The organism is Nitrosomonas mobilis, from assembly GCF_900103035.1.
GTDB classification, from domain to species: Bacteria; Pseudomonadota; Gammaproteobacteria; order Burkholderiales; family Nitrosomonadaceae; genus Nitrosomonas; species Nitrosomonas mobilis.
Window position 1 is genome coordinate 1 of sequence record NZ_FMWO01000074.1, and the last position, 13,269, is coordinate 13,269.

The 13,269-nt window shown below is 44.6% G+C and carries 9 protein-coding genes and 1 tRNA gene; all 10 read left to right on the forward strand.

The genetic code is table 11. The annotated features are described in order from the left end of the window. Positions 1–329 (forward strand): EF-Tu C-terminal domain-related protein (locus tag NSMM_RS12345; protein WP_483814934.1); only part of this gene is annotated, 329 nt, incomplete at its 5' end. 38 nt (positions 330–367) lie between these two features. Continuing rightward, positions 368–443, forward strand: a tRNA-Trp gene (locus NSMM_RS12350). 125 nt (positions 444–568) lie between these two features. Continuing rightward, on the forward strand, positions 569–913 hold the full coding sequence (secE, locus tag NSMM_RS12355) for a preprotein translocase subunit SecE (RefSeq protein WP_090287883.1): 345 nt from the start codon (positions 569–571) through the stop codon (positions 911–913). A gap of 18 nt (positions 914–931) precedes the next feature. Further along, the gene (gene nusG, locus NSMM_RS12360) at positions 932–1,465 is read left to right on the forward strand and encodes a transcription termination/antitermination protein NusG (RefSeq protein WP_090287885.1); all 534 of its coding nucleotides are present in this window, start codon (positions 932–934) and stop codon (positions 1,463–1,465) included. A 319-nt stretch (positions 1,466–1,784) separates the two neighbouring features. Continuing rightward, on the forward strand, positions 1,785–2,216 hold the full coding sequence (gene rplK, locus NSMM_RS12365) for a 50S ribosomal protein L11 (RefSeq protein WP_090287887.1): 432 nt from the start codon (positions 1,785–1,787) through the stop codon (positions 2,214–2,216). Between the two features lies 1 nt (position 2,217). Beyond that, a complete protein-coding gene (gene rplA / locus NSMM_RS12370) occupies positions 2,218–2,910 on the forward strand; it encodes a 50S ribosomal protein L1 (protein ID WP_090287888.1) in 693 nt (230 codons plus the stop codon). A gap of 330 nt (positions 2,911–3,240) precedes the next feature. Further along, the gene (gene rplJ, locus NSMM_RS12375; RefSeq protein WP_090287889.1) at positions 3,241–3,756 is read left to right on the forward strand and encodes a 50S ribosomal protein L10; all 516 of its coding nucleotides are present in this window, start codon (positions 3,241–3,243) and stop codon (positions 3,754–3,756) included. A gap of 76 nt (positions 3,757–3,832) precedes the next feature. Then, entirely contained in the window at positions 3,833–4,210 is a 378-nt protein-coding gene (rplL, locus tag NSMM_RS12380) for a 50S ribosomal protein L7/L12 (RefSeq protein ID WP_090287892.1), read from the forward strand. 370 nt (positions 4,211–4,580) lie between these two features. Next, positions 4,581–8,654, forward strand: coding sequence for a DNA-directed RNA polymerase subunit beta (gene rpoB, locus NSMM_RS12385; RefSeq protein WP_090287894.1), 4,074 nt, complete (start codon positions 4,581–4,583; stop codon positions 8,652–8,654). A gap of 79 nt (positions 8,655–8,733) precedes the next feature. Then, the gene (rpoC, locus tag NSMM_RS12390; RefSeq protein WP_090287897.1) at positions 8,734–12,948 is read left to right on the forward strand and encodes a DNA-directed RNA polymerase subunit beta'; all 4,215 of its coding nucleotides are present in this window, start codon (positions 8,734–8,736) and stop codon (positions 12,946–12,948) included. The last annotated feature ends 321 nt before the right edge of the window (positions 12,949–13,269 follow it).

Genomic DNA, 13,269 nt, shown 5'->3' on the forward strand with positions numbered 1-13,269 from the left:
AGGTTGAGCGTGGTCAGGTGCTGGCTAAGCCGGGCAGTATTCTTCCGCATACCAAATTTGCTGCAGAAATTTATGTGTTGAGTAAGGAAGAGGGTGGTCGGCACACACCATTCTTTGCTGGCTATCGACCGCAATTTTACTTTCGTACAACGGATGTGACTGGATCGATAGAGTTGCCGGCTGGCACGGAAATGATCATGCCGGGCGACAACGTTTCGGTTACAGTAAATCTTATTGCCCCCATTGCAATGGATGAAGGGTTGAGATTTGCCATTCGTGAAGGTGGGCGTACCGTTGGCGCCGGTGTTGTTGCAAAAGTGCTGGAGTAATAACGTTAGAAATGACTAGTTTGGTTGGTGACAAATACAGGCCAGTAGCTCAATTGGCAGAGCGTCGGTCTCCAAAACCGAAGGTTGGGGGTTCGATGCCCTCCTGGCCTGCCAGCAGAATTGTCAGATGAAATCAATGCTTTCTCAGAAAAAATATTGTTTGTGTTTGTAATTTATTAACCATACGTAGTGCAGTAGAAAGTGTAAATATTTTGTCGTAACTCTGAATAGGTTAATAAGTGGATAAGGTTAAACTGTTTTTAGCGGTAATGCTGGGTGTAGCAGGTATTTTCGGCTATTATTTTTTGCATGAAAGTCCGATGGTGGTGCGAGTCGTTTCAGTATTACTGGGACTAATTTCAGGGACCGCTTTGGCATTATTCACATCACCGGGCAGGCAATTTTTAGCATTTTCTCAGGATTCAATTGATGAAACTAAAAAGGTGGTGTGGCCAAATCGCAAAGAAACGCTGCAGACAGCAGGTGCAGTATTTGCATTTGTCATGGCAATGGCAATTTTTCTGTGGTTGGTGGATACGGGGCTCATGTCAATTGTGAAGTTAGTAATGGATCAGGAGGGTTGACGGTGTACCGGGTGAGAAATGAATAAAAAATGGTACGCTATCCATGCCTACTCTGGTTTTGAGAAAAGTGTTAAAAGGGCCTTAGAAGAGCGAATTAAGCAGCAGAAATTGGAGAATCAGTTTGGCGATATACTTGTGCCAGTAGAGGAAGTGATTGAAATCAAGGGTGGCCAAAAAAATATTAGCGAAAGAAAGTTTTTTCCGGGGTATATCTTGGTTGAGATGGAATTGACCGATGAAAGCTGGCATTTGGTTAAGGGAACGCCCAAGGTGACCGGTTTTGTAGGCGGATCAACAACACAGCCCGTTCCAATCAATAAGCGGGAAATCGATGATATTTTAAATCAAATTAAGGAGGGTGTAGAAAAGCCCAAACCTAAGATTTTATTTCAGGCAGGTGAGCTCGTTCGTGTTAAAGATGGTCCATTTACTGATTTTCAAGGTAGCGTAGAAGAAGTTAATTACGATAAAAACAAATTGCATGTGTCTGTTTCAATTTTTGGGAGACCGACTCCGATCGAATTAGATTTTGGTCAAGTTGAAAAAGTATAATTAGTCTGAATGTTACTCAGGGTGGTAAAAGCATATTGACAGTCTGTGAGATTGGGGAAATGTCTTAGAATAAATATTGGTAAGTAGTAGAGCGAGAGTTAATGCTGTTTGATATTGGCTATGTCATTGTTAGTTAGTGGTGACCATATAACTCAATGAATTTGAGACAAAATATAAATTGTTGGTTTTTTTGGTTAATGACTTGTTTATAAATGATAACTTGTGTTTATTTGTAGTAACCAACAATTAACGATGACATAGCCTTGATATTTAAAGGGGAGAGTGTTTGATGCTCGTCTAACCCATTGAGGAGAAAATTTTGGCTAAGAAAATTATAGGTTATATCAAGCTGCAGATTCCGGCTGGAAAAGCAAATCCCAGTCCGCCAATTGGTCCGGCCTTAGGTCAGCGGCAATTAAATATCATGGAATTCTGTAAGGCATTTAATGCTGCTACCCAAAAGATGGAGCCTGGTCTACCGGTTCCAGTAGTAATTACGGCGTATGCGGACAAAAGTTTTACTTTTGTCATGAAAACTACGCCTGCGGCAGTGTTGATCAAAAAAATTGTAGGTGTGAGTAAAGGAAGCCCGCGTCCTCATACGGATAAAGTGGGTAAGCTGACGCGTGAGCAAGCGGAAGAGATTGCCAGGATAAAGACTCCTGATCTAACAGCTTCAGATATTGATGCTGCGGTAAGAACCATAGCTGGTAGCGCCAGAAGTATGGGTGTCGAAGTGGAGGGTCAGTAAGATGAGAAGACCTTCTAAAAGACATCAGGCAATCGTTCAAAGGATTGACAAGTCTAAATTATATTCGCCAGAAGAGGCACTGGTTTTTGTTAAGGAAACTGCGACAGCAAAATTTGATGAGTCTGTTGATGTTGCCATCTCACTAGGGATCGATGTAAGAAAATCAGATCAGGTTGTACGTGGTTCGGTGGTGATGCCATCTGGGACAGGTAAAATAGTACGGGTTGCGGTATTTGCTCAAGGAGAAAAAGCTAAGGAAGCAGAGCAGGCTGGAGCCGATGTTGTTGGTTTTGAGGATTTGGCGGACAAGATCAAGGCAGGTGAGATCAACTTTGATCTTGCGATAGCCAGTCCAGATGCAATGCGAATTGTGGGGCAGCTGGGTCAGATACTTGGTCCGCGTGGTTTGATGCCTAACCCAAAGGTAGGTACAGTTACGCCGGACGTGGCTACCGCAGTTAGAAATGCGAAGGCGGGCCAGGTACAATTTAGGGCGGATAAAGCAGGCATAGTCCACTGTACAATTGGTCGGGCCTCGTTTGAGATAGATGCGCTATTGAAGAATATTGCAGCATTAATTGATGCGCTTAACAAATCAAAACCTGCGGCATCTAAGGGGGTATATTTGCGAAAAATGGCAGTTTCCAGCACGATGGGTGCGGGAATTAAGATTGATCATGCTGGTTTGATCTAGTCTAGGTATATTTGTTTAACTTTGGGCCGTTGACAGCAGATTCTGTCAACGGGTTATCAAAGACCGTTGGGGTTTTTGCTTGTATTGAAAATTAATTTGGTGTGGCATCGTATGATGTATAAGCGAAAACTTAATTTCACTTTTCCAAACACTTAAGTTTATTTTTTTAGTTTAAGTATTTGGTGATACCCAGCGCAGATGGCGTGCCCAAGCAGGATTGTAAAGAGACATTCTCCTGATAAAAGTACGCCGTTTTTGCAGTGCGAAAAGCCATCGTTTAGTATTTAAGTTGACGATAGGCTTGGAGATGTGTTCTATGGAGAATCTATTTTGAGTCTTAATCTAGAAGAAAAAAAGACGATCGTAGCAGAAGTGAGTAATGAAATAAACAAAGCGCAGGCTATGGTCATTGCTGAATATCGTGGTTTGGGCGTTGATAACTTTACGCGTATACGTGTTAAAACACGGGAAGCGGGTGTCTATTTTCGTGTTGTCAAAAATACCTTAGTCAGGCGAGCGGTTGCCAACACACCTTTTTCAGGATTGGCTGATCAGATGGTGGGTCCGTTGGTTTATGGCATTGGGAGCGATCCGGTAGCGACCGCCAAGGTATTGCATGATTTTGCCAAAATCAATGAAGGTTTTGTAATTAAGGCAGGTGCAATGGCGGGTGTCGTTATGTCCGCGAAGGACGTAGCCGCCCTAGCATCTCTGCCAAGCAGAGATGCGTTGTTAGCTAAGCTACTAGGTACAATGCAAGCACCTGTGGCGCAATTTGTTAGAACCCTCAATGAAATTCCTGTCAGATTTGTGCGTGGACTTGCAGCAGTTCGAGATCAAAAATAATGAATTGTGAGCATCCAATGGCATACAACAACTGCTACCCATTTTAACCGTAATTTATTTTAATCAGGAGAAGCTCATGGCTATTGCCAAACAAGAAATTTTAGAATCAATTGCTAATATGACGGTATTGGAATTATCCGAATTGATCAAAGAGATGGAAGAAAAGTTCGGGGTTTCGGCTGCTGCAGCGACCGTTGCCGTCGCCGCAGCGCCAGCGGGAGGCGGAGAAGCTGCTGTAGAGCAGACAGAATTTTCAGTCATCCTTACTGGCGCTGGTGAGAGTAAAGTTAATGTTATTAAGGTTGTTAGAGCAGCAACAGGACTGGGATTGAAAGAGGCTAAAGATCTGGTGGATGGTGCTCCTAAGCCTGTAAAAGAAGGTATTTCCAAAGAAGATGCGGAAGCACTCAAGAAGCAACTGACCGAAGCAGGGGCTGGTTGCGAGATTAAGTAATTAACAATTATGGCTTTTGTTGGGCTGGCGCATACGCTTATGGCGTGTCACCAGCCCTGTTTTCTTTAAGGATGTAGGGCTTTTGCAAATATCTTTTGGTTATGCGGGTGGTAATTTGATTGCCATGATGCTAAAAAATTGCAACGTCTTTCTGCATTAGTTATCCATTATTCGCTTGATTTGTGATTTGCCAAGCTGATGTCACTAATAAATTATCTGATATTTTTCGGTAAAGGGTGATCCTTCCTATCAATACCTTAACGTTTTTGCTATTGAATGTGCAATCAATTAATACCTGGTTAACATAGCAAGTCTCAAGTCATATTTCTGAAAATTGCCTAATAGCAGCATAATACGTGGAGAGAATTCAATGAGTTATTCGTTTGCTGAGAAGAAACGTATTCGCAAAAGCTTTGCTAAGCGCCCTAGTATATTATCATTTCCCTTTCTTCTTGCTACGCAGATAGAGTCCTATTCTGAATTTTTACAAGAAAAAATTCCTTCCGCCGAGCGAAAGCTGCAGGGTCTTCAGGCAGCATTTCATGCGGCTTTCCCAATTGAGAGTCACTCAAACAATGCGCGCCTGGATTTTATTCATTATTCTCTCGGCATGCCAGGGTTTGATGTCAAAGAATGCCAACAAAGAGGACTAACCTATGCATCTGCTTTGCGTGCAAGAGTTAGATTGACTCTTTTTGATAAAGAGTCCTCTAAACCTACGGTCAAGGAAGTAAAGGAGCAAGAAGTGTATATGGGAGAAATCCCCCTGATGACGGAAACCGGTTCATTCGTTATCAATGGTACCGAGCGAGTTATTGTGTCGCAGCTTCACCGGTCACCTGGCGTCTTCTTTGAGCACGATAGAGGGAAAACACATTCATCAGGTAAGCTATTGTTCTCTGCTCGCATTATTCCGTATCGTGGTTCCTGGCTGGATTTTGAGTTTGACTCTAAAGACTATGTTTATTTTCGGATCGATCGGCGCCGAAAAATGCCTGTAACAACTTTGTTGAAAGCAATGGGTTTTTCGTCAGCTCAAATTTTGGCTGAATTTTTTGAGTTTGACCGATTTACTTTCTCGAAAAAAGGAATATTTTTTGGTTTGCAGCCCGAACGGTTGCGGGGGGAGTTGGCGAATTTTGATATTGTTGCGCCGGACGGCAAGATTATCGTACAAAAGGACAAAAGAATAACAGCCAAACATGTCCGCGATTTGCAACAATCCGGCATGAGCAGCGTTAGCGTTCCGGAAGAATTCTTGCTAGGAAAAATACTGGCAAAAGACATTGTAGATAAAGAGACTGGTGAAGTGATTGCGCTGGCCAATAGTGAAATTAATGAAGTATTGCTGGCGAATATTCTGCAGGCTTCCGTAAAGGAAATCGATACATTATTCGTGAATGATCTCAATCACGGTCCGTATATTTCCCAAACATTGCGAATTGATGAGTGTGCTGAAGCAATATCTGCGCAGGTTGCAATCTATCGTATGATGCGTCCGGGCGAGCCTCCGACAGAAGAGGCGGTGGCAGCCTTGTTTAACGGGTTGTTTTATTCTCCTGATCGCTATGACTTGTCGGTTGTAGGACGCATGAAATTTAATAGACGAGTCGGTCGAGAGGAATTGACCGGTTCAGTTACTCTGTCGAATGAGGATATTCTGGAGGTTGTCCGGATCTTGGTGGCTCTGCGTAATGGCGTGGGTGAAATCGATGATATTGATCATTTGGGTAATCGCCGTGTTCGCTCGGTTGGTGAGTTGGTAGAAAATCAATTTAGAACTGGATTGGCGCGTGTGGAAAAGGCCGTGAGAGAGCGACTCAGCCAGGCAGAGTCGGAAAATCTCATGCCGCATGATTTTATTAATGCAAAGCCGGTTTCATCAGCGATAAGAGAGTTTTTTGGATCGAGTCAATTGTCGCAGTTTATGGATCAGACAAATCCGTTGTCTGAAATTACGCATAAAAGGCGCATATCAGCTCTTGGTCCTGGTGGTTTGACCCGGGAAAGAGCTGGATTCGAAGTCCGGGATGTGCATCCAACACACTATGGACGAGTTTGTCCGATTGAAACACCGGAAGGGCCGAATATTGGGTTGATTAATTCATTGGCTTTATACGCTCGTACCAATGAGTATGGGTTTATCGAAACGCCTTACCGGTTGGTCAAGGCAGGTAAGGTTGCAAATGACGTGACTTATCTTTCGGCTATTGAAGAGAGCAATTATGTTATTGCACAGGCAAATGCAAATCTAGATCAGGATGGCTCATTCAAAGATGAGGTGGTTTCGTGCCGTCATAAAAATGAATTTACGCTCTCGCCAAGAGAGCACATTGAATATGTCGATATTGCGCCAGCACAGATCGTTTCTGTGGCTGCTTCTCTGATTCCTTTTTTGGAGCATGACGATGCCAACCGCGCGTTGATGGGATCCAATATGCAACGTCAGGCTGTACCTTGCTTGCGTGCGGAGAAGTCGTTGGTTGGAACCGGGATCGAACGCGTGGTTGCCGTGCATTCTGGTACGGCAGTGAAAGCTAGACGAGGTGGAGTGGTCGATTATGTCGATGCGAGCCGTATCGTGGTTCGAGTGCACGATGCGGAGGCGCGTATGGGTGAAGTTGGTGTGGACATCTACAACCTTATTAAGTACACGCGGTCCAATCAGAATACTAATATTAACCAACGGCCGCTTGTTAGGGTGGGAGATAGGCTGGAGTGCGATGATGTTATAGCTGATGGCGCTTCTACCGATTTGGGTGAGCTGGCCTTGGGGCAAAATATGCTGATCGCGTTCATGCCTTGGAATGGCTATAACTACGAAGACTCCATCCTGATATCAGAGCGGGTTGTTTCCGAGGATCGCTTTACATCAATCCACATTGAAGAGTTAACTGCAGTAAGTCGCGACACCAAGCTAGGTACAGAAGAGATTACTGCTGATATTCCAAATTTATCCGAGCGCCAACGTTCACGACTCGATGAGTCGGGTATTGTTTATATTGGCGCGGAAGTGGCCGCAGGGGACGTGCTGGTGGGGAAAGTGACGCCTAAAAGCGAGACACAGTTAACCCCAGAGGAAAAACTGCTTCGAGCGATTTTTGGAGAAAAGGCATCGGATGTCAAAGATACTTCGCTGCATGTGCCAGCCGGTATGTCTGGGACTGTCATTGACGTGCAGGTTTTTACGCGCGAAGGAGTTGAGCGGGACAAGCGATCGAATCAGATAATTGAAGATGAATTAAAGCGATTTAAGAAGGATTTGGGTGATCAGATGCGGATTGTCGAAGCAGATGCGTTTGAGCGTGTTGAGCGTCTGTTGAGCGGAAAAATTTCCAGCGGTGGCCCCAAAAAACTAGCCAAAGGAGCAGTGATCTCGAAAGATTATTTGGGCAGTATAGATCGCCATCATTGGTTTGATATTCGTTTGGTGGATGAAGATGCTAGTCTTCAAATGGAGCAGATCAAGGATAGTTTGGCGCAGCAGCGGAAGTTGTTTGATCTGGCCTACGACGAGAAGCAAAAGAAGTTTACTCAGGGGGATGAGCTTCCTCCGGGTGTGCAAAAAATGGTCAAGGTTTATGTTGCCATTAAAAGAAGATTGCAAGCTGGAGACAAAATGGCTGGTCGGCATGGGAACAAGGGGGTGATTTCAAAAATTGCGCCTGTTGAGGATATGCCGTACATGGCTGACGGTACGCCAGTAGATGTTGTTCTGAATCCACTTGGTGTTCCTTCTAGGATGAATATCGGACAGGTGCTTGAAGTTCATCTGGGATGGGCAGCGAAGCAGTTGGGTAAAAAAATTAATGATCTACTTCAGGCGCAGCGCTCCGTAGTCGAAATTAGAGAATTACTTGAGAGAATTTACAATGATAGTGGCAAACAAGAGGATTTGACTATCCTTGATGATAAGGAGGTCCTGGAGCTTGCGGAAAATCTGTCAGAAGGAGTGCCATTTGCCACGCCGGTTTTTGATGGTGCACATGAATCAGAAATTAAACAGATGTTGGCTTTGGCCGGATTGCCGGAGTCAGGGCAGACAATATTATATGATGGCAGAACAGGGGAGCCATTCGATCGTCCTGTGACCGTTGGGTATATGCACGTTTTGAAACTGCATCATTTGATTGATGACAAGATGCATGCTCGGTCAACTGGCCCCTATAGCTTGGTTACCCAGCAACCGCTGGGGGGCAAAGCGCAATTTGGCGGCCAGAGATTTGGTGAAATGGAGGTATGGGCGCTGGAAGCCTATGGGGCAGCCTATACCCTGCAGGAAATGTTAACCGTTAAATCAGATGATGTTAACGGGCGTACCAAGGTTTATGAGAGTATTGTGAAAGGTGATCACAAAATTGATGCAGGAATGCCAGAGTCTTTCAATGTGTTGGTCAAGGAAATCAGGTCTCTTGGACTGGATATTGATTTGGTACAAAATTAAACCATTCAGGCCGATTGGCTACTTTGCAGTTTGTTAGTACTCATTGCCTTATTTGCCCATCGATTCACAGGAGTGATACGTGAAAGCACTACTTGATCTATTTAAACAAGTAACACAAAAAGAAGAATTTGATTCAATAAAAATTTCTTTGACCTCGCCGGAAAAAATTCGCTCGTGGTCGTATGGTGAAGTTAAAAAACCAGAAACGATTAATTATCGAACTTTTAAACCGGAAAGAGATGGATTGTTCTGCGCCAAAATTTTTGGACCGGTCAAAGACTATGAATGCTTGTGCGGTAAATATAAACGACTAAAGCATCGTGGGGTAATTTGTGAAAAGTGCGGTGTCGAGGTCACCTTGTCCAAGGTGCGGCGCGAGCGAATGGGTCATATTGAATTGGCATCGCCAGTTGCTCATATATGGTTTCTTAAATCTCTGCCGTCCCGTCTAGGTCTAATTCTCGATATGACCTTGAGGGATATTGAACGAGTGCTTTATTTTGAAGCCTATGTTGTTACTGACCCTGGTATGACGCCACTAACCCGTGGCCAGCTTCTAACAGATGAGGATTACCTTAATAAGACAGAGGAATTTGGTGATGATTTCAGTGCTGCTATGGGTGCAGAAGGTGTGCAGGCGCTATTGAGCAATCTGGATATCGAGAATGAGATTGCCACACTGCGCCGAGAAATCCAGTCTACAGGTTCCGAAACAAAGCTAAAAAAAATGGGGAAGCGCCTCAAGGTTATGGAAGCATTCCACAAGTCTGGTATTAAACCGGAGTGGATGGTTCTAAAAGTCCTCCCTGTATTACCGCCGGAGCTCAGGCCATTGGTGCCGCTGGATGGTGGCCGCTTCGCAACTTCCGACCTCAATGATTTGTATCGTCGCGTAATTAATCGCAACAATAGGTTGAAAAGACTGCTGGAGTTACGCGCTCCTGAAATTATCGTGCGAAATGAAAAGCGCATGCTGCAAGAATCAGTGGATTCCTTACTCGATAATGGTCGCCGCGGCAAGGCAATGACGGGTGCTAATAAACGTCCACTTAAATCTCTTGCGGATATGATTAAAGGTAAAGGTGGCCGTTTCCGGCAAAATCTACTGGGTAAACGTGTGGATTATTCGGGTCGCTCCGTTATTGTGGTTGGTCCACAGTTGAGACTGCATCAGTGCGGGTTGCCGAAAAAAATGGCACTGGAATTATTCAAACCTTTTGTTTTCAATAAACTGGAGACAATGGGGATTGCCGGCACAATTAAAGCCGCCAAGCGAGAAGTCGAAAATGAAACGGCAGTAGTGTGGGATATTCTGGAAGATGTTATCCGTCAACATCCCGTTATGTTAAATCGCGCCCCCACGCTACATCGGCTTGGTATTCAGGCATTCGAACCCGTGTTGGTCGAAGGAAAGGCTATTCAATTGCACCCATTGGTATGTGCGGCATTCAATGCGGATTTTGATGGCGATCAGATGGCTGTACATGTGCCTTTATCGCTGGAAGCGCAAATGGAATGTCGCACGTTGATGTTATCAACCAATAATATTTTGTCGCCCGCCAATGGGGAGCCCATTATTGTGCCCTCACAAGATATTGTGTTGGGTTTATATTACATGACACGCGAAAAGATTGGTGCACGTGGCGAAGGGATGTTTTTTGCTGATGTTTCGGAGGTACTGCGCGCTTATGAAAATCACGCTGTAGAGTTAAACGCCAGAGTTACCGTTAGAATTCCAGTTGATAGAATGGCTTTATTGAGAGAAGGGCAAAAAGTTGAGTCGCTCGTCAGGCAGGAAACCACGGTTGGTAGAGCACTAATATCTGAGATATTACCCGCGGGGTTGCCTTTTGAACTTATCAACAAGTCATTAAAGAAAAAAGAGATTTCAAAATTAATTAATGCGAGTTTCCGTTTATGCGGATTAAGGGAAACGGTTATATTTGCTGACAAACTCATGTATTCAGGTTTCTCGTTTGCTACGCGTGCAGGCATATCTATTTGTCTGGATGACCTGCTTGCCCCTGAACAAAAAAATGACATCATTCATGAAGCGGAGCAGGAGGTAAATGAAATCGCGATGCAGTACGCTTCCGGCCTGGTAACACAGGGTGAACGCTATAACAAGGTTGTAGATATTTGGGGGCGTGCAGGTGACCAGGTAGCTAAGGCGATGATGGAGCAACTTAGTGTAGAGCCGGTCATCGATCATAAAACTGGCAAAGTTAAAACAGATGAAAATGGTAATGTAGTGACTCAAGAATCGTTCAATTCCATCTACATGATGGCAGATTCCGGAGCTAGGGGTTCGGCTGCCCAGATTAGGCAATTGTCCGGTATGCGTGGTCTGATGGCCAAACCGGATGGATCTATTATTGAGACGCCCATTACCGCAAATTTCCGCGAAGGGTTGAACATTCTTCAATATTTTATTTCTACGCATGGCGCGAGAAAAGGTTTGGCAGATACGGCACTTAAAACAGCCAATTCTGGTTACCTGACTCGTCGTCTGGTAGATGTGACGCAAGATCTTGTTATTACTGAAGAAGATTGCGGGACAGATGATGGTGTGGTGATGAAAGCCCTAGTCGAGGGAGGCGATGTAATAGAACCCTTGCGTGAACGCATTCTAGGCCGGGTTGCCGCTAATGACGTAATTGATTTGCCTTCGGGGAAAATAATTCATCCTGCTGGTGTAGTGTTAAATGAAGATGCGGTTGATAAAATCGATGAGTATGGAATTGATGAAGTGAAAGTACGCACATCTCTTACTTGCAAAGTCAAGTATGGGCTCTGTGCAAAATGTTATGGTCGCGATTTAGGTCGGGGGACGCTGGTTAATGTCGGTGAAGCAGTGGGTGTTATTGCTGCTCAATCCATTGGGGAGCCGGGGACTCAGTTGACGATGAGGACATTCCATATCGGTGGTGCCGCTTCAAGAGCAATAGCGATTAGTCAAGTTGAGAGTAAATCCAACGGTATCGTTCGCTATTCTCAGAATGTCCGTTATGTCAAGAATACCCAAAACGAACTGATTGTTATTTCTCGTAGTGGAGAGGTTCTAATACAGGATGAAAGTGGACGTGAGCGCGAGAAACATAAAATACCTTATGGCGCAAAACTGTTGGCATTGGATAATGAAACGATTCGAGCTGGCCAGATCCTTTCCTCATGGGAGCCACATACGCGTCCAATAATTGCGGAGTATTCCGGGAAAATCCGTTTCGAAAATGTAGAAGAAGGTGTGACCGTAGTCAAGCAGATTGATGAGATAACAGGACTGGCGACTTTGGTTGTGATCGATTCCAAACGACGCGGAGCTGCGCAAGCAAAAGGACTGCGGCCGATGGTCAAATTCCTTGATGAAAATGAGCAGGAAATTATTATCGCTGGTGGTGACCAACCTGTTGGCATTACTTTTCAGGTTGGTGCGATCATTACCGTGAAAGATGGCCAGCAGGTTGAAATTGGCGAAGTATTGGCGCGCATTCCCCAGGAAACTTCTAAAACTCGTGATATTACGGGTGGGTTACCGAGAGTTGCAGAGTTATTCGAGGCTAGGGTGCCGAAGGATGCTGGGTTGCTGGCCGAGGCAACGGGCACAGTAACTTTTGGAAAAGATACCAAAGGAAAGCAACGTCTGGTCATTACGGATCTTGATAGCGTCGCGCATGAATATCTAATACCTAAAGACAAGCACGTGACTGCACATGACGGCCAGATCGTCAACAAAGGGGAGCCAATTGTTGATGGTCCTGTTGATCCGCGAGATATTTTGCGTTTGCAGGGAATTGAAGCGTTGGCGCGCTACATCAGCGATGAAGTCCAGGATGTCTATCGTCTGCAAGGTGTACGTATCAATGACAAGCATATTGAGGTTATTGTTCGTCAAATGCTTCGCCGCGTGATAATTACAAATTCCGGGGATTCCGGCTTTATTCAGGGTGAGCAGATTGAGCGTGCTGAGGTTTTGACCGAGAATGAGAATCTGATGGCGCAAGACAAACAGCCTGCTACCTACGAATATGTTTTACTGGGAATTACTAAGGCGTCACTTTCTACCGATTCATTTATTTCCGCTGCTTCATTCCAGGAGACTACTCGTGTTCTGACTGAAGCTGCCATTATGGGCAAAAAAGATGATTTACGTGGCCTCAAGGAAAATGTAATTGTTGGTAGATTAATTCCAGCGGGAACTGGATTATCCTTCCATACAATGCGTAAGATGCAAAAATCTACATTAACCAATCTTTTTGAAAGCGATAATAGTGTGATAGAAAAAGTTATCGAATAAAATAACGTGATGTGCGATTTTGGGAAATCGCTTGACACTATTCGTGTCGAAGCGGTAGTCTTATCTGAAACGGTCGAGATTGATTGTCTGTCGATAGTGTTAGAATTGTATAGTTCGTGATATACGTAGTATTTGGTTTAATTAACAAGACGAAGCGGTTATGTTTGATATAAAGGAGAGAGACATGCATGCCAGATTTTGGCTGAAGGGAGTACTGCTAGCTTGTGGTTTGATGGTAGCTGGTGGGATACAGGCGAACATATCGTCGGTACCGGACGTAACGTATGAAGCACTGGGTCTGGATCGGAGCAAGGCGACGCC

What these genes read in the sequence shown, in the direction of transcription:
- rplA (WP_090287888.1), top strand. Translation starts at nt 2,218, where the DNA reads ATGAGAAGACCTTCTAAAAGACATCAGGCAATCGTTCAAAGGATTGAC.
- rpoB (WP_090287894.1), top strand. Translation starts at nt 4,581, where the DNA reads ATGAGTTATTCGTTTGCTGAGAAGAAACGTATTCGCAAAAGCTTTGCT.
- rplL (WP_090287892.1), top strand. Translation starts at nt 3,833, where the DNA reads ATGGCTATTGCCAAACAAGAAATTTTAGAATCAATTGCTAATATGACG.
- nusG (WP_090287885.1), top strand. Translation starts at nt 932, where the DNA reads ATGAATAAAAAATGGTACGCTATCCATGCCTACTCTGGTTTTGAGAAA.